General features: G+C 42.3%; 16 protein-coding genes. 6 read left to right on the forward strand and 10 right to left on the reverse strand.

Annotated elements, in window-relative coordinates; all coding sequences use genetic code 11:
* Positions 1 to 61: 61 nt before the first annotated feature.
* Entirely contained in the window at positions 62 to 1,393 is a 1,332-nt protein-coding gene (locus A33Q_RS18400) for a RagB/SusD family nutrient uptake outer membrane protein (RefSeq protein ID WP_009033208.1), read from the forward strand.
* A gap of 64 nt (positions 1,394 to 1,457) precedes the next feature.
* Here A33Q_RS18400 and A33Q_RS18405 read toward each other — a convergent pair whose 3' ends face one another.
* Complete coding sequence (locus A33Q_RS18405) at positions 1,458 to 1,718, reverse strand: DUF6520 family protein (protein ID WP_009033207.1); 261 nt, start codon at positions 1,716 to 1,718, stop codon at positions 1,458 to 1,460.
* Positions 1,719 to 1,966: 248 nt separating this feature from the next.
* The gene (locus A33Q_RS18410; protein WP_009033206.1) at positions 1,967 to 2,416 is read right to left on the reverse strand and encodes a MauE/DoxX family redox-associated membrane protein; all 450 of its coding nucleotides are present in this window, start codon (positions 2,414 to 2,416) and stop codon (positions 1,967 to 1,969) included.
* A 223-nt stretch (positions 2,417 to 2,639) separates the two neighbouring features.
* Here A33Q_RS18410 and A33Q_RS18415 point away from each other — a divergent pair, with 223 nt between their 5' ends.
* Positions 2,640 to 3,227 carry a Crp/Fnr family transcriptional regulator gene (locus tag A33Q_RS18415; protein WP_040490691.1) on the forward strand — a complete coding sequence of 196 codons (588 nt, stop codon included), beginning with the start codon at positions 2,640 to 2,642 and terminating at the stop codon, positions 3,225 to 3,227.
* A gap of 1,031 nt (positions 3,228 to 4,258) precedes the next feature.
* On the forward strand, positions 4,259 to 4,912 hold the full coding sequence (locus tag A33Q_RS18420; RefSeq protein WP_009033204.1) for a DUF6266 family protein: 654 nt from the start codon (positions 4,259 to 4,261) through the stop codon (positions 4,910 to 4,912).
* Positions 4,913 to 4,983: 71 nt separating this feature from the next.
* On the opposite strand, the gene A33Q_RS18425 is transcribed toward A33Q_RS18420, so the two are convergent.
* The 4 genes from A33Q_RS18425 to A33Q_RS18440 all read right to left on the reverse strand — a co-directional run bounded on the left by A33Q_RS18425 (position 4,984) and on the right by A33Q_RS18440 (position 10,015).
* A complete protein-coding gene (locus tag A33Q_RS18425; protein WP_016255542.1) occupies positions 4,984 to 5,475 on the reverse strand; it encodes a Cif family virulence factor in 492 nt (163 codons plus the stop codon).
* Between the two features lie 1,978 nt (positions 5,476 to 7,453).
* Entirely contained in the window at positions 7,454 to 8,185 is a 732-nt protein-coding gene (locus tag A33Q_RS18430) for a LytR/AlgR family response regulator transcription factor (protein WP_009033202.1), read from the reverse strand.
* Positions 8,175 to 9,206, reverse strand: coding sequence for a sensor histidine kinase (locus tag A33Q_RS21675; RefSeq protein WP_009033201.1), 1,032 nt, complete (start codon positions 9,204 to 9,206; stop codon positions 8,175 to 8,177). The genes A33Q_RS18430 and A33Q_RS21675 overlap by 11 nt, the downstream gene beginning before the upstream one ends.
* A gap of 59 nt (positions 9,207 to 9,265) precedes the next feature.
* Positions 9,266 to 10,015, reverse strand: a complete 750-nt coding sequence (locus tag A33Q_RS18440; protein ID WP_009033200.1) for a hypothetical protein — start codon at positions 10,013 to 10,015, stop codon at positions 9,266 to 9,268.
* A 728-nt stretch (positions 10,016 to 10,743) separates the two neighbouring features.
* Here A33Q_RS18440 and A33Q_RS18445 point away from each other — a divergent pair.
* The 3 genes from A33Q_RS18445 to A33Q_RS18455 all read left to right on the forward strand — a co-directional run bounded on the left by A33Q_RS18445 (position 10,744) and on the right by A33Q_RS18455 (position 13,217).
* A complete protein-coding gene (locus tag A33Q_RS18445; RefSeq protein WP_009033199.1) occupies positions 10,744 to 12,159 on the forward strand; it encodes a phage tail sheath family protein in 1,416 nt (471 codons plus the stop codon).
* Positions 12,160 to 12,290: 131 nt separating this feature from the next.
* Complete coding sequence (locus A33Q_RS18450; RefSeq protein ID WP_009033198.1) at positions 12,291 to 12,695, forward strand: hypothetical protein; 405 nt, start codon at positions 12,291 to 12,293, stop codon at positions 12,693 to 12,695.
* Between the two features lie 24 nt (positions 12,696 to 12,719).
* Positions 12,720 to 13,217: a hypothetical protein gene (locus A33Q_RS18455; RefSeq protein ID WP_009033197.1), complete on the forward strand. Its 498-nt coding sequence runs from the start codon at positions 12,720 to 12,722 to the stop codon at positions 13,215 to 13,217.
* Positions 13,218 to 13,282: 65 nt separating this feature from the next.
* Here the strand turns inward: A33Q_RS18455 and A33Q_RS18460 are convergent, their stop codons facing one another.
* The 4 genes from A33Q_RS18460 to A33Q_RS18475 form a co-directional block, all read right to left on the reverse strand.
* Complete coding sequence (locus A33Q_RS18460) at positions 13,283 to 13,705, reverse strand: Ohr family peroxiredoxin (protein WP_009033196.1); 423 nt, start codon at positions 13,703 to 13,705, stop codon at positions 13,283 to 13,285.
* 3 nt (positions 13,706 to 13,708) lie between these two features.
* Positions 13,709 to 14,134: a MarR family winged helix-turn-helix transcriptional regulator gene (locus A33Q_RS18465; protein ID WP_009033195.1), complete on the reverse strand. Its 426-nt coding sequence runs from the start codon at positions 14,132 to 14,134 to the stop codon at positions 13,709 to 13,711.
* Between the two features lie 253 nt (positions 14,135 to 14,387).
* Positions 14,388 to 15,587 (reverse strand): redoxin domain-containing protein, encoded by a 1,200-nt coding sequence (locus A33Q_RS18470; RefSeq protein WP_016255549.1) that lies wholly within the window; start codon positions 15,585 to 15,587, stop codon positions 14,388 to 14,390.
* A gap of 11 nt (positions 15,588 to 15,598) precedes the next feature.
* Complete coding sequence (locus tag A33Q_RS18475; RefSeq protein ID WP_009033193.1) at positions 15,599 to 17,968, reverse strand: family 78 glycoside hydrolase catalytic domain; 2,370 nt, start codon at positions 17,966 to 17,968, stop codon at positions 15,599 to 15,601.

A 17,968-nucleotide genomic window follows, 5' to 3' on the forward strand; every position in this document is an offset into this window, starting at 1 on the left:
ATTCCTGATCGGTATATGATGAAAAAACCTTGCCGGTCCTGGAATACAAAGCTAAATGATTATGAAAAAAATATTGATTTATGCCTTAAACCTGCTCATACTAGGGATCGTTTCCTCATGTGATTCGTTCTTTGATGCAAAGCCAACCAAAGATCTTGATGTACCAGAAACCATTCCTGCCTTACAGGCTTTACTGGACAACAGTGACAACCTCAATCAGGATATTGCAGCCCTATTAGTTATGGCCGATGAGTACAACTCAACAGCCTCAGGCTATTTACAGATAGTAGATTACCTCCAGCAGGTAGCAGTTTGGAATCCAACCCCTTTTCTTACGGAGGACATCGTGTTTGATTTTAGGGGCCCCTACAGTTCTATTCTTATCTCCAACATCGTTCTTGAACAGATCAACCTGCTGGAAAGGAAAGATATCTCCTGGGACTATGTGAAGGGTACAGCACAATATTTTAGGGCCAATTCCTACTTTAATCTTGCGATGGCCTTTTTGCCTCATCCGTATTTGGAGACCGCTGGGAACAGTGAGTTTCAAATTCCCCTAAAATTGGCCCCTGATTTTGAATTTCAGCCCCAGCTGGCAGGAGTTGAGGAAATATTCAATGTGATAATGGAAGATTTAAAGGCTGCAATTGAGCTACTTCCTTCCACAACAGAATTTAAAACAAGACCTACGAAATCTGCGGCCAATGCATTGATGGCAAGGGTTGCACTGTATCTTGGTGATTATGAACGTGCTTTCTCATCGGCAAATGAAGCGCTGATTGACCGTAGTATGCTGTTGGATTACAATGATATAGACCCAAATGTCAGTTTCCCGTTTACCAGATTTAATGAAGAAGTACTTTGTCACAGTAGAATGCAGAATCATTCATTTATCCGGAATACAGAATCATTGGTTATAAGTGAAAGATTGCTTGCTCTATATCATGAAAATGATTTGAGAAGAGAACTTTTCTTCATTGAAAGGCCAGGTGGATTTTTCAATTTCAGAGGAAGCTATGACAATTCCCAGACACTTTTTACCGGACCAACAACCGCAGAAATGTATCTGATCGCTGCAGAAGCTAAAATCAGATTGGGCGATATGAGCGAAGGAACAAGACTTCTGAATACATTATCGGAAAAAAGGTTTGAGGTCGGGACTTTTGAAGCATTGGAATTTACCACCCTTGATGACGCTCTTGGCTATGTTTTGGAAGAAAGGGAACGTGAGTTGGTTTTCAGAGGCCTGAAATGGATGGATCTTAAAAGAATTGGAAGTGAGGGCGGTCAATCAGGCACCATTTCAAGAAGAGTCGGGGAGGAATTACTTACTTTAGATTTAAGTGTAGGGTATACTTTACCTTTGCCTGAAAGAGAAAAATCTTTCTACTAATATAAAAGAGACAGGGCTACCTCAAAAAAGTAGCCCTGTCTGAATTTAAAGTCTATTCAATTGCTTACTGCAAAATGAATTTACTGTCCATTGGCCCTGCTGGAGACCCAAGATCCTCATCTGTATAAAGACAAGACTCACTTCCCTGATCACATTGGTAATTTACCGGATTTTGAGGGTCATTAACCCGTACCCAAGTAATCCCTTCATCAGGAGTTCCAAACAAAGGCTCCTCGTTTACACTCACCGGCTCTGTAAATGCGAAAGCAAATGCCGCAGCCAGTACCAGCCCAAATGCGGGCAGGATTTTTACTAACTTGTTCATAACATTAAAGTTTGTATCAGGCAGCTTTTGCTGCCCGATGGTTAAACATAATTTACATTGCCCCCCTGTCCTAGGTATGCATCAGGGAAGCGTTTTGACCGCTACAGTGGAAGCTCCACCAAGGGGAGGGTCATCCCCCTTGTACTGCCGGGTAAAGCCTGTCACACAACCCCAGGCTTCTGAGTGAAGCAGCACAAGATTTTGAAATTCAGGTCAAACCAGCTACCTGCTGTTTGGATCATGAATTCTCAATTCTCTTTTTGGATCCATAGGACAAATACAATCATTAGCGACAAGGCAGCATTGAACCAGAAATGCGCTCCCCATCCCATACTTTCCAGAAACCCGGCACAGTTGCAGGGAACCCTGGGAAATGCTCCCCACCAGACCAGCCCCACATAGGTATTGAATACCGTCAGCAGCAATACCGAGCCCATCAGCCCCCACCATCGGGTAAAGCCAAGTACCAGAAGCAGTGCCAACACCAGTTCTGCAATGGGAACTGCATAGCTCAGGATGTCCGCCAGGTCTGAAGGAAAGGTCTGATTGTGGAAAGCATTCCAGCTCCTGTTCCAGTCCATTAGTTTCTCTACACCGGAATAGGTCCAAATAATCACCAGCACAAATACAGCAATTTGAATCAGTACTGTACGCGAGGGGAATACCCTTTCCTTTGCTTGAATTATGTCTTCCTTCATAGATAACATCCTCATTTTCAACTGAAATTAAAAAATGCAAATGCACCTAAAAAATCTTTATGAAGGTTTTTTCCCAAATTTACCGAATCTGTTTACCAGCATAAAAATTCGGTAAATTTCAAAATTTATAGAAGTAATGCCTTTGACAAAAATCCACGAATTATTTAAGTTTGTCTATGTGGGTCTTTAGTTTGTTTTGTTGTAGTTTTTTAATTTTCCAAAAATGGGGAGAAATTTACGTATACTACAGTTGAAAAAGCACCTTGACCACTTGGTGAGGTTGGATGAAAGCGTGTATTTCAAAATAGAACCTTTCGTAGTCGAAAAAAGGTATGACAAAGGAAATATAATCAAGAAACCGGGAGAGAAAGACCGTTTTGCTCATTTTATAAACAAAGGGTATGTCGCCAAAATATTGCCTTCAGAAAAAGGCAGGGATTATAGGCTGCGCATATTTGAACCGGGGAAGGTGGCTGCTGATTTTGATTCCTATTTTTCAGATCAACCGACTGATTTTGGTCTTAAAGCACTCACCTATACTTCTATTTTTGAACTGGACAGGGAACTGGAACCCAGACTGCTTCAAGAAGTGCCTGAAGTTATTCCTTTAGCCTCAGCCTTAAACAGGCGGATACTAAAGGAATCTATTCAATGGTATCAGGTTTTCTTGCTTTCAAGATTAGATGGCTATCGGGCTATGAAAAATAATTTTCAAGAATTTATGCACTTTTTTTCAGATAAAGACCTGGCCTTTCTGTTTAAATGCAAGGAATACCAAATCAAAAAGATCATTAAGCAGGTCAACTCATAGGCGCTTGCCTGAATTAGAAAAGGTTCACGCCTAACCTGTCCCGGATCGGGACAGGTTCATGGCAATAAAGGTTCGCGCGGAGGCGCAAAGGCGCGAAGCTGATAATGGTAGGATCGGAGTTATAAACTCCTTTACCAACAGTCCGAAGGCACAACCTCCGGACAATGTGAAGCTTTTGTGGTTATACGCTTCTTTTCCAGTATGCATTCATTGTTTTGAACCAATTCTTACCACTGAATTTTAACCAAAACTTAATTATAAAGCTACTTTTTCCTTGATGAAAAAGTAGCCAAAAAATCAAGAATTTCGAATCCTATCCACGCTCAAGGCCTGCGCTGGCCCGGTCGAAATTCGTCCCACCCTCCAAGGTCTCATTTTACAGTTAATGGTAAAGTTGAAGCTTTGGTTCTTATGGTTCAAGGTGCAAATATCCGGATACTCATATTATTTAAAGGTTAAGGTTGAAATTCTTCCTTTAATATATGAAATCTAGCTTATGCCTATTTTTCAAACATAATACCTTCGTGGTAATAAATGTTCATGCCAAGACGCTAAGGCGCTAGACATAATGCTGGAGTATGAAGTAGGCTTCGTAAATCGTAAATCATTTTAAGACTTAAGACGCTAGACATAAGACATAAGATGGGTTGGAGTAAGTAGAGGGCCTCGTAATTCGTAAATCGTACTTCGTAAATAATAGATATGAGACGTGAGATACGAGATATGAGAAAGGTACCAAGTACAAAGTACGATGAACCAAGATGGGTTGGAGTAAGTAGATGGCCTTGTAATTCGTAAATCGTACTTCGTAAATCCCTCCCTCTCTCCCGATACATAACAAACAAAGCTTTCACTTTTTCTTACCCATTCTCAGCAGTATCACCATTCATTGACTAATCCAAATGCATCTCTACAGCATTTTTTATTGATTATAATAATGCTCTTGGATTGCTTTTAAAATCAACTACATATACAATTGATATTTCGGAATTTATCCTTATCTTCATAGTTCACTTTAAGCAAACACTGATATGGGAAGAGTAAGAGGCACACTTGCATCAGCCATTGAAGGCAGGGTTGGCAACCTGATTTTTTATAAAGTGGACGGAGTGACCTATGTCCGTTCCGCACCGGGCAAACAGTCCAAAGCCAAAAAGCGGAAAGTCAGCCCCCTGAAAAAAATGTCTCAGGACAAAATGGCCCTGACCCAGCAATACCTCAAAGGCCTGACCAAGGTCATCGCATTTGGGTACCAGGAATTCGCCGAAGGAGCCAAAAGGCCCTACCATGCCTGTGTATCCTACACCAAAACCCATTGCTTCAGTTTCAAAGGCCAGGAATTCCATATTGACCCTGCCCTTATCAAAATGAGCAGGGGTTCACTCATGCCGGCCATTGAGTCCAAAGCAGAAAGAACATCCGAGGGTATTTTGATATTCTGGGAGGATAATTCCTGGCAATCCAGCGCTAAACCGACAGACAGGTCTTTTCTGGTACTTCATCATCCCGGCACTAAGCAAGTGGTCTGGGATTTCCAGGGAAGCATTCGCTCAGCCAAACAGCACCTTATCCCACTTTCCGAACAGGCGCATGCCAAGTCCTGGCATGTCTATCTGGCATTCAGCCAGGAAAAGTATAAAGGAAAAGTAATCCTGTCCGATTCGGTGTATTTGGGAGAAGTTTAAATTAAACTTGACCGTATCATAAATCCATTCAGCTAAAAAAGCATATAATTATCCGCAATCATTCCACTACCTTATTTCCTTTTATTAGTGGTTGCCACCTCCCTATGAAGTTTCCAACGTCCATCTTTCTTTTCCTTCTTTAAAATTGCTAAAAAGGTATCCGAGATTTCCACTGGCTTTCCTACATCGTTGGTATAGTAAACCGAACTTGTGCCAAAGTCATAGGCCACACTATCACTCACAATAACGGTTTCTTCAGGTCTCATTATTAAACTGTCATAGCTAAATAATTCATTTGGATTGTTCCTAAGCCTCTTAAATTCTTCCCATTCTCCACAAATAGGAGTTAGGGAAATCAAGTCTTCCGTTGCATAGTTTTTTAAGTCAGCATAGCGCTTTTCTTTGATAGCCAGCTCAAATCCTGCTCTAGTCTCTTCAATAGACTCTAATTCTTTTAGGATATCAATTTCCTCTTTGTTGCTAGAAACTGATTCTAAGTTATTTCCGCTGTTGGTACAGGAAATAATAGAAACCGTAAAAAGCAATAGCATTAAGTTTCTCATAATCCTATAGTTTAAAGTTAATTGTTAATTTTTGCTGATGTACAGTGTTTTAGAAGCAATCTACCCAAAAAAATACTAAAATAAATGGGATTTCAAGATTAGGTTAGAAACATAGTTTGACTAAGGTGGGCTAAACCTCTTGGCATTTATCTTCTTTATATTGAACGTTTTAACTGGTTTTGGAACATTTTTCTGAAGTTTTTTTGAAATTGGGAATGCCTTAATGGGTACAAAGTCTTTTCTAGATTGTTTGTTAGACAGGTTTTGCAAGAACTTCATTCCTGCTTTTCCATTTAGGTACCGTTTCCTTTTTCTCGCAAGGGTCAGAGACCATCACCAAATTGGGAGTAGTAATAGATAGTTTCCAGAAATTATTCCAGAGCTACAGGTTTGTTTGTTGGTGAATTAAGCTTGTTTTCCTGATTGCAAACTGGTAAACATTATAAGCGTGAAAAGGCATCGAAAATGTCCTTATCATTTCCATAAAATCATTTAATAATTAAACCTTTAATTACAGGCAACTTCCATGTTCTTCTCCCAGTTAGAATGCATAATATGGAAAAAATTTACTCCTAAGTCCTGCAATCCCCTAAGTGGTTTTTGTGTTTCCCGGGATCCTGCAGGCACCAATTGCGATTGAATGTTTACTACTACACAGGAAAAGCTGCTTCTTTTGGGGCAGTTTTTTTTGAGGAAAGGCTTCAGGGTGAAGGGAAAGAGGTACCAAGTACAAAGTACGATGAACCAAGAAAATAATAGTTTCTCGCGGCGCTCGCGACGGTAACGCAGCGCTCGCAACGAAGTAAAACCCAAGTTGCGGTCGCTGCGAATTTCTTGGCGCTCGTTGCGTGAAAAAAGAATCTTCGAGACCTTCTGTACGGTACTATGGCAGGATCGGAGTTACAAACTCCTTTGCCAGCAGACCGAAGGCACAGCCTCCGGACAACAAGGTATGGAGGGATCGTCATTCTGAACGTAGTGAAGAATCTCCAACTTTTAAAGAGAGGATATCTCCCGCAATGCTGCGGGACAGGCTTTCATCTCCGTAAGCTCCGATTACCATTGACATAAATCGGAGCGGCACGTCATCCTGAGTGAAACGAAAGCCTGCCCCGATTTTTTCGGGGGGTCTTTTGGACTTGAGTGCAGGAAATTCTTCGTTCGTTCCTCACTACCATTGACAGATAAGAATAACCGTCATTCTGAACGCAGTGAAGAATCTCCTACCATGTGGGAGATGTCCCGCAATGCTGCGGGACAGGCTTTCGACTCCGCAAGCTCCGATTCAGGATGACGTACACCAACTGTCATTCCCTTTCTGTAAATGCAAAATTTTAAAATCTACCAATGACATAAACTTAGGGATCGTCACCCTGAGTGAAGCGAAAGCCTGCCCCGATTTTTTCGGGGGGTCTCTTTGCTTTGAGAGTAAGAGATTCTTCGTTCGTTCCTCACTACCATTGACAGATAAGAATAACCGTCATTCTGAACGCAGTGAAGAATCTCCTACCATGTGGGAGATGTCCCGCAATGCTGCGGGACAGGCTTTCGACTCCGCAAGCTCCGCTCAGCATGACGCGTAATTTTGTCATTTGATTATCTGTAAATGTCAATTTTAATGACTCAGCATTAGGTAGGTGGCCGGTTGAAGATCTTTATAGGTTTTCAGGCCAATCGGGTATAATCCCGTGGGACTATTCATTCAAAATCTTTGCGTCCTTGCGGGAAAAAAAGTGGTTCACGCCGAGACGCAAAGGTGCTAGACATAAGGTTAGAGTATGAATTAGGCCTCGTAAATCGTAAATCGTACTTCGTAAATAAAAGATGTGAGACGTGAGATACGAGATATGAGAAAGGTACCACGTACGAAGAGCCAAGATGGGCTGGAGTATGGTCAAAGCCTCGTAAATCGTAAATCGTACTTCGTAAATTGAAATCAGAGGCAGGCCCGTGGCAGTGGATCCATCTCCCAATAACCCTACCTTTCTATCCATTCCCTAAAGTCAGAAGTATTTCCCTGACTACTTATCAACTTTTTCTCAGAACCTACCACCTGTATCGCAAGACTGTTTTTTCCATATCGCTCCATGCGCAGAATCGCAGCCTTGGAGACCAGTTCTGAGCGGTTGAGGCGGAAAAAAACATCAGGATCCAAATCGGCTGCAAGGTCCTTCAAGCTGCCAAGTCCCAAAAGATGGCTTTTCCCTTCCCGGTCAATGGCTTTCACAATTCCCCCTTCTGCCAGAAAGTAAGAGATAGATTCCACAGGAAGAAAATAGCTGTCCCTAGCGGTATGTACCACTATCCTGCTTCTGTAAGCCGGTTTTTCCGAATTGGATACAGGGCCCTTATGCAACAGCATGAATTTTTTCCAGGCCTTTTGGAAGCGCTCAAAGGTAAAGGGCTTCAAAAGGTAGTCTATGCCATAACTCTCAAAAGCCTGCATCATATGTGCTTCGTAGGCAGTAGTGAAAATTACAGGGGACTTTAAGGCTATCTCCTCATAAATCTCAAAGGCGCTACCGTCCTGCAAGGCAATATCAGACAAGATCAGATCTGCTTTGCCTCCCTTTTCAAAAAAGACTATGGCTTCCTCCACGGTAGCACATTCTGCAAGCACCCGGGTACTCTCATCCAATTGGTCCAGGTAGCGCTTCAATTTCCTTCGCGCCGGCAACTCGTCTTCAATGATCAAAATCTCAATGTCCATCTTTGAATATTAAAGGTAAGCTAACTTCAAATGTACCTGCACTCTGCTGTATGACTACAGTTGACTTACCCAACAATTCAAACTGTGTCTTTAAATTCTGCAAAGCCCTACCCCCACCATTCTTGCCCTGCTTCTTGGGTTTTAGGGTATTGGTCATAATCAGGGAATTTTCTTCTATTCTCAAGCTGATCTCCACAGGAGCTTGAGCTGTGCCCAGGTTGTGTTCGATGGCATTTTCCAAAAGCAACTGAATGCTCAGGGCAGGCAAAAGGGCATTTTCAGGAGTATTCCCTTTGATCGAGAAAAGATAAGCTTCCCCATATTTATGTTGCATCAGACTAAAGTATCGAATGGCAAAAGCCAGTTCATCCCTGAGCTCCACCAGAGGCTTGTCCGAAGACAGCAATACATACCGGTAAATATCCGAAAAATCGTGCAAAAAGGCCGAAGCCTGAACTTGATCCTCCTCGATCAGCTGGTCAAGCACATTCAGGTTGTTGAATAGAAAGTGTGGGTCAAGCTGTGCTTTGAGCTGGCTCAATTGGCTTTGCATCTGGCTTTTCTCCAGTTTGGCCAATTTGGTCTTGTCTTCCTGATTTTTCTGAAAATAGTAATGCGCCAAAAAGAAGCCCCCGTACACAAATACATCCATGGTATATTTGATGTTGGAGCTGGTTAAGGGTCCGGCCTTGAAATTCCGCTCCACTGTGCCAAATGCCAGCGCCACCAGGTAAGAAAGCAGGTTATTGACCAATACATAGATGACAAGGGAGATCAAGAATACGGAAACCGCCCTGGATAGGGAAGTTTTGCTGTCAAAGCGATGAATGACAAAGCCGATGATCACAAATAAAATCAGGGCATTGATCAGCTGACCAATGGCCGCTTCTGGAGTAAAAAGAAACCATTTGACCTCACGCAAAAACAAGTACCTGATCTGAACAGACTCCAGATAGGCGAAGACAATGATAAATGCCAAAAAGTATTTGTTGAGGTAAAGCGACGCAAAAAACTTTTTCATAGCAGGAATTGAATGTGTAAAAATAGCCCATTCCTGGAAATGGGCTAAAAGTAGGGCAATTAGTTTTCCTCTGCCGGAGGAAAGGAGTACAGTACCTCACCTGTTTCGCTGAAAAAGTCCAGCTTGGCCTGATTCTCCTGATCTACATAAAACATGGCTCTTGGCATTCCCTGATCATCAAAAAGGAACAAGCCATTGTTTTGACTGCCTGACTTGCCCAGCATGACCCTGGGGGCTCCTCCTATCAGTCCTTCTTCTTGATATTCCATCATTTTGGCACGGGCGGCAGAAGGGTCGGTTTTTCTCAACTCCTGTATTTCGGCCATAATTTCCATAGTTTTAAGCTGGGATTCTTTCTCCGGTCTGTCCATAAATACCAGGCTGCTGCTTACCCTTCTTTTGTCGCCCTGTTTCGCATCTGTGGTCAGCAGCTGCATCACCTGATCCCCATCAAATTGGTCAAAAGTCAGAGAAAGACCTGAGCTGTGCCCGTTTTCCGTCAAGGCACCATCGTATATAAAGCCTCCACATTCAATCCCTTCTTCATTGAAGAAAATCATACCGGAGCGCTTTTTTCTTTCCGCGTTGGTAGGTCTGTCATTGATCTGCGTATCGCCTGTAGGAAATTTGTCCACATTGGTGATGATCATTTTGACCGTACCGTCGGCTTCTACGATATTGATGCGCTGCACATCGATCTCTTCGAAATGGTGGTTGCCGTTGTTCTTGAATGCCAGGGTAGCGAGTAAAACAAGGCCTAGGGCCATTGCGGTCGAAAAACTTCTGAGTACTACTAATTCTCTGTTCATAATTTTTGCCTTTTTGTTTTTAATTCTTGGATAAAATTATGCCTGATGCTTTCCATCTCCTCCAGGATTCCGATGAATCAGGGAAAAAAGCAAATGAATGCAGCAAATAGCCGAATAAGCAAGGAAGTGTTGGTTATTGGCTTGAGATGTGAGAAAGGTACAAAGTACGATGAACCAAGATGGGTTGGAGTATGGTCAAAGCCTCGTCAATCGTAAATCTTTTAAGACTTAAGACGCTAGACAAAAGACATAAGATGGGTTGGAGTATGGAAAAGATTTCTCCTTGTCACCCCGACGAAGGAGGGATCTATTTATCACAATTAATCATAGATTTTTCACTTCGTTCAAAATGACAAGGTGAAGCCTTCTTGGTGCCTTGGTGTCTTCGTGGCATTAAAAGTTCACGGGAAGACGCTAAGGCGCTAGACATAAGGTTGGAGTATGGTCAAAGCCTCGTAATTCGTAAATCGTATTTCGTACTTCGTTAATAACAGACTTGAGATATGAGAAAGGTACTAAGTACAAAGTACGAAGAACCAAGATGGGTTGGAGTGAGTAATAGGCCTCGTAAATCGTCAATCGTAATTCGTAAATGACAGACCTGAGACATGAGAAAGGTACCATGTACGAAGAATCAAGAAGGGTTGGGGAAAGGTTTGTGTCAATAAAAGATTTAGAGCTATGTCCTAAATTCATTAATTTTATAAGATACCAGCCAAAAAATAGTCATGGCCAAGTCAAATATTTTTCAGCACCGCAAGTACCAACAGCCAGGAGTGTATATAGAAGAAGTCTCTGCTGCTCCAAAATCCATCGCGGAAGTAGAAACAGCCATTCCTGTTTTTATTGGTTATACCGAAAAAGCAGGAGCTCAGTCAGGCTCTGACTTGAAAGGTGTGGCCAAACGCATATCCTCCATGCAGGAATACAGTACATTTTTTGGATCTCCCGGAAAGGAACAAGGGATTTCCCTACGGGTTAGTCAAACAAGCCCTCTAGCTTATTCCATTCAGGCCCAGATCAATAATCCTGAATCCTCTCTGTTTTATTATGCTGTTCAGGCCTTTTTTGCCAACGGAGGGAAGAGCTGTTTCGTCATTTCAGTAGGGAAATCCGGTCAAACTCCCCTTTTGGAAGATTTCAGAAAAGGGTTACAAGCAAGCGCAAAAGAAGAAGGAATGACCACGCTTTGTTTCCCGGATGCTGTTGGTTTGCTTAGCGAAAAAGACTATTACCAACTTATGGGAGAGGCGATGTTGCAGTGCAATAGCCTAAGAAATCGGTTTTTGCTGGTAGACCTGCACAGTCCTGTTGCTGATAAGCTTCAGACCCTTAGCCGTTTTAGAAATGGGCTTACCCAAAATATGGGAAGGTCTTTTGCCGCAGCATATTATCCCTATTTGGTAAGTCAATTGGAGTATGTGTACAGACCGGAAGACGTCGCTGTTCATATTTCCAATAGCCGGTTTCGGAGCAAGAATATTTCCATAAGTTTGGCCGAGCTCCAATCTCAGCATGTAAAAATGTATACAGAGTGTCTAGCCGCCATCAAAAGAACGCTCAGACCTGTGCTGCCTCCTTCCCCATTTTTGGCAGCCGTATACGCCTCTACAGACAGACAGCATGGGGTTTGGAAAGCTCCGGCCAATGTTAATTTGCAGGCTGTGCAGGGATTATCAACCCATATCACCAATCAGGAACAGGAGGTTTTTAATGTGGATGCAGTGGAGGGGAAGTCTGTCAACGTCATCAGGGAATTTTCCGGCAGGGGCTTTTTGGTCTGGGGAGCACGTACCTTGGCCGGAAATGACAATGAATGGAGATATGTGCCTGTCAGAAGATTGATTGTCATGATAGAAACTTCTATCAATGAGTATTTGAAAACCTTGGTTTTTGAACCTAATGACAACAATCTCTGGTCAAAAGTCAGGTCAGTTACAGAGAATTTTTTGCAGGAGTTGTGGAGAAAAGGGGCTTTGAGAGGTGAAAAAGTGGATCAGGCCTTTTTCGTCAGGGTTGGGCTTGGGCAGACTATGAGTTCACAGGATATTTTGGAGAAAAGAATGGTGGTTGAAATCGGACTGGCAGCTGTTCGCCCGGCAGAGTTTATCATTCTCAGGATAGTCAAAAAATTGGAGAATTGATGTTTTTTAATTTGAAAAAAAATTTTAAATGTTTACAGCCATAGAAAAGATTAACTTTTTTTACTTAAAAATTAACATTGCGCAACAGAAAAGAAAAAACCTGCGTCTTGGTTAAAACTCTTTCAAAGTCTATGAAAAAGCTATACCTTTTTTTCATCCTTTTGTTTTCATTGTCCTCCTGCATGGACCAAAACAATATGGAATTATTAGAAGGACAGTTTCCGCTTGGCGTTTGGACTGATTTACGTTATGAGCAGGAGGCATTGGTATTGAATAGGAGTGAAGAGCTTAAAAAGAATACCATGGGATATGTTTTTAAGGCTAATGGCACATTAATCGTCAGGGATTTAGCTGGCTGGTGTGGGACCCCTCCTATCATTACAGATGATTATTCAGGAAAATGGAGGCTTCAAGGAAATATTCTCAAAATTGAAAGACAATATTGGGGAGGCTCTTTTATTCAACAGTGGGAAATCCTGGAAGCGGGTTCCCAACAAGCCACCATCAAATTGATAGAATCAGAATCAAGAAATTAATTGTTTTCAAATAAATTAGAACCAATGAAAAAGTCTTTGACAAGTATGATTTTCCTTTTTTTGATTTTCTCTTGCGTAGATTATCAAGAAGAGTTTTCTGCCAGATATCTCGAAGGGGAATGGGTTAATGAACTGGTAAATGATTATGAAACGCTGGAAAATATTCTTGTTTTCCAGATGAATGGCACCTACGAATCATTTTTTATCAGGAAAGAAAACAGTGAAGGTTTTGCACCGGGCATTGTTGGGTATTACCAGGGAAAATATTCAGTCATGGAAGACAAGCTTACTTTTTCTGAAAGGAGGTATTTTTACCCTGAAGATTTCGAGAATCCACCTGCTTCACCTGATGAGTTGTTAGAGCAAAATAGCTTTCCAATGGTAAACCAAAATGCCAGCCTGGCTTTTGAGAACAACAATAAAGTAATGGTGTTGGTATTCGAATGTGTTGATTTTCACACAGGGACCCTATCCATGTGTCTTGAACCGGAGCCTGCTTATTATGATAAAGTGGAGGAATAAGTTAAAAAGGAGATAGAGACTCATCCTAAAAATCTTTAAGCTTCTCTTCGTTCCAGCGAGCCCCCTTACTCCACGGCCTTCACATTTACCTCAATATTCCCACTTACAGCTTTAGAGTACATACAATGTTTATTCGCCAGTTCTGCCAGTTTTTGTGTCTCCTCCACAGAAGCAGCCTGAGGAATTTTGACCAAAATATCAGCAGCCAACCCATAACCACCATTTTCTGATTCGCCGGAATGGACCTGAACACTGATTTTAGCATCTTCAGTACTTACCCTTTTAGATACAGCAGCCAGTGCTCCTGCAAAACAAGAAGACCAGGCAGCAGCAAAAAGTTGTTCAGGATTGGTCTTACCTCCGGCACCTCCAATTTCCTTAGGCATGGCCAGTGATAATTCCAGGAGGCCATCATCTGTTTTTACTTGTCCGTTTCTTCCTCCTGTATTGGTGGCTGTGGCAGTGTAACTCTTGTTTATTTTTTCCATGCTTTATGCGGGATTAAATTCAGCGATTAATTTTTCCATTAGAACTTTCAATTGAGAAACATCCTTCTCCTCCCAATTGTTGAAAAACTCATCTGCTTTTTCAGCAACTTTAGCTGCTTTGGATTGAAGTGCACTTCCCGGGTAAGTCAACTCTATCTCTACCCTTCTCTCATCTTCTTCTGATCTTACCCTTTTGATAAGATGGGCAGCCTCCAATCTTTTCAATAGTGGCGTCAATGTTCCGGAATCAAGCTGTAGTTTTTGACCAATTTCGGAAACCATCTGACCGTCCTTTTCCCACAAAACCAACATCACCAGGTATTGTGGATAAGTAAGCCCAATTTCTGCCAAAGGCTCCCTGTAAGCTTGGGAAAAAAGCCTTGAGGCCACATAGAAAGGAAAACTCAGATCATCTGATAGGTTGGCCATAAGCGTTTAACTGTTTGTGAACAATTAAATTTAATCAAAAGTATTTAAAACAAGAAGCAAGATTAGAGAAAGGTACCAAGTACGAAGAAAATAATAGTTTCTCGCGTCGCTCGCAACGGTAACGCAACGCTCGCGATGGAGGAAAAAGGGTTCACGCGAAGACGCAAAGGCGCTTGACATAAGGTTGGAGTATGAATTAGGCCTCGTAAATCTTAAATCTTAAATCTTAAATCTTATATCATCTATCCTCCTATCAATAATACCTCCCAATCATAGGATGGTCCACAATAGCCCTTTTTAATTCCAAAGCTTTGATTTCTCCCATGACTTTATGGGCAATATTTCCCCCCGGTTCGATCAACAGTGTAATGGGGAGACTCCCGTCCCAATCCTTTCCTACTACATCGATTACTGCATATTTATCTTCAGTATCTATCAAGTAGTTGGGTACTGCTGAGTACTTGCTTTTGAGGAATTTCAGGACTTTTTCTTCCTGATTGGGATTGTCCATGCTGAGGCTGACAAACTGGAAGTCCCTGTCTCCATACATGCGTTGGATTTCTATAAATTCAGGATATTCTACGATACATGGCCCACACCAGGTAGCCCAAAAATTGATCAATAACAATTCATCCGTTTCGTTTTTGAGCAACTCGGCTAATCCTTCTGGAGAGATTTTTTCCAATTCTACCGGCTTCTTCATCCATTCCTCGTTGGTCTTTTTGGTGTATTCATTTTTCCAGGCCCATTTGGTAGAGCAACCAAAGGCGGGAGTAATTGCCTTATCTTCGGCCAATGCTTCTCCTGCCAAAGTTTTATCAATGGCATTTCTCAAATCCTCTGCATTTGCCGTCCCGGGTTTTTCGGAAGCATCCAATCTTCCCGAATAGCTCAGTTTTCTTTCTTTGTCAAAAACAAATACATGGGGAGTAGCTGTAGGACCATAGGCCAAAGAATATTCATGGATATCTCCATCGTAGAGATAAGGGAAGTTGTAATTCATGTCTTCATACCGGATTTGCATGGCCTCAAAATCATCACTGAGGTCTGTATAGCCTAGCTCTTCCGGAAGAAGACCAATGGGACTGTTTGGTGAAATGGCAACAAATGCTACTTTCTTGCTTTTGTAATCATCTACTACATCGATAAACCGCTCTTCATAGGCTTGAGCTGTTGGGCAGTGATTGCAGGTAAAATTGATCACCAAGACATCCGCATCTTCAAAATCATCTATGGAAACGAATTTTCCATCTACATTGGGCAACCTGAAATAAGGAGCCTTGTCACCAATGGCCAATTTGGGAACCTCCTGCTCTTCAAGTTCCTGCGGATTGGGCACGAAGGTTTCCGCATCCTCATAGGCGCTTGAGTCTTTTTTTTCTTCCTGTGATCCACATGCAAAAAGCAATGTGGATAAACTTAAAATGGTGATGGATAGATTGAATCTGTTCATAATTGTAGGGTTTACCATTTGATTTGCTGACTTCCAGACTTTAGGAAAAAGGATTTTCCTTGCCAAAGGAACTCTCCTTCCAATCCTGCCGGAAGCTTTATATCAGCAGTATTGTTTTCAAAGTCGTAATTTACCGCAATGACACCTTTTGGGTGAGGCATGCTTCCTTCAAATGTGGATAAGTGCCCCGGATTTGGAGCGATCAATACTTTTTTGAAGAAATTTTCTTTAGGCTGAATTCCACAGACTGTGTGGATAAACTCAAAGTTAGGACTGGCACTCCAAGCGTGACAGTCAGAGCGGGTTTTATTTTCATGTTCCGCAAAAGTAGTCAGGCCCAGTGCAAGCATGTCTTCCCATGTTTGCAGATTGTTGATAAAGTAATGGCCATTGCCTGATTTTTGTGCTGCACGGGTAAGGTAAAACCTGAAATAGATGTTTGCTTTGGCCAAGTCCTCTTCACTGATCAGTCCTTGGAAGAGCTCATGCTGCTCTTCTTCAACTATTGTATTTGTCAAGATAGCAAAAATATTGGCATGTTGACTGTAGCTTTCTTTACTGGGCTTGTCTGCCATCAGTTTTCTATTGTCATCCCAAGCTTTGGAATAAACACTCTTCCTGATCTTATCTCCAAGAGCTGAGAAATGGGCAGAAAGGTGGGTTTTTTCAAATTCCTCAAATAAAGGCAGGGCTTCCTGAATGGCATAGAGAAATTGCAAGGTCATTACCACTGACCCTCCTTCTTTAAATCCCGGAGGAGAGGACATCTCCCAACCAGTCACATCAGTGTAGGACCACCATGGCATTGGGCCTAGAATATGATCTTCTTTCAGTTTTTGCTCAAACCAAAATAGAATTGATGCCACCTGCGGGATATATTGCCGGATAAAATCAGGATCTTCCCTGTGCATATAATAATCATGCAGCATGTTGATCCAAAAAAGGGAATATGGCGGAATCATCTGCCTCAGGTTGGAAGGATAGCGGCTTTGAGCAATGCCTTCATCAGTTATAGAATGGGCAAATTGCCTTAAGGCGTTTTTCATAAGCCTATCATCTCCAGCCGCATACAATGAAATCAGGGCCTGCACTCTGGTATCTCCGATATACTGCAGCTGCTCGTAATAGGGACAGTCCATATAAGTTTCATCTGCGCAAAGCAATGCAGTGCGCCAACCTACCTCCCAAATATCTTCGTGTATTTTGAAAGGAGTCTGAAAACTTCCGGCTTGCTGAAAAGGATAGATAAACTTGTGTGCAAAATAATTGTCCCATATCAGTTCTTGCTCTCCGGTCTGAACCTTTACCTGAATATATCTCCAGGTTCTGGGTAATAACTGTGAATAGCTTTCACCGTCTCCTCCCCCCATGATATAGCGGTCAGTTTGGCCAATGATTCTTTTGCCATCAATTTCATTTCTGTTGCCTTGTGTATTGTCTTCCTTAAATAAGGTCTCTGCGTAGACGACCTCGACTTTACTACCTTTTCCACCCGAAAAAGTAAAAAATGTATGGCCTTTGCTCAGGTACTTTTGGTCCAGTAAAATAGAAGTCTCTGTATTTGGAGCAAAGCGCAAAGGTTTTTCTGAATTCCAATTCCCAAGATTCTCTTCATTCCAACTCCCCTCTGCCTTGCGAACAATGGGGCGTAGCTCTTCCTCCTCATTCATCATGGGAATATCTCTTGGGCTTAGGCTGATTTCGGCATGTCCATAGGCATGTTTGTGCCCATAAGGACCACCTCTGTCCCCTGACCTGGGAATGACCCAGTCTTTGTCATCAAAGCCTATTTCCTGCCATCTCCATGGGTATTTCCCCCCATCTATCTGCTCTCCTCCTCCCATGGCAAAGTATCCCAATATTTCAAAGTCTTTTCCCCGGACAGTAGCCTCATAAGACTTATCAACCCAGACCTTCCAGTTTCCACGACCAGTATTGATGCTGTCTTTTATCGAGTCATCATGAGTTCTGAGAATAAACCTTAAACCCAGATCATGATAGCGCACCGGGTTCATCTCTCCCAAGGAAAATACTGTCAAAGCAATCACATTGCGCCCTTGCTGCAAGTATGGAGCGATATCATGGGTATCAAAAGTATAATGCTCCAGGTCATTGTTGGCAGGGCCCTGCCCCACATAAATACCATTGACATAGAGTTTGTACCGGATGACTGCTGCGAGGTCAATATTCAGCTTTTCAGGAATACTGTTGACTTCAAATGAATTTCTCGCATGGACCACAGCATAATCAGGAAGCTCGGAGGCAGGCAGGCTGAGCCATTGAGCCTCCCAAAATTCCTGGGCATAAGTATTAGGAGAAAAAAAACAGACCAAGCCCCATATCAATAGGCTTGGTCCATATTTTTTGATCAAAAAAGCCAT

Origin of the sequence: Indibacter alkaliphilus LW1 (assembly GCF_000295935.2) — a bacterium.
Classification (GTDB): domain Bacteria; phylum Bacteroidota; class Bacteroidia; order Cytophagales; family Cyclobacteriaceae; genus Indibacter; species Indibacter alkaliphilus.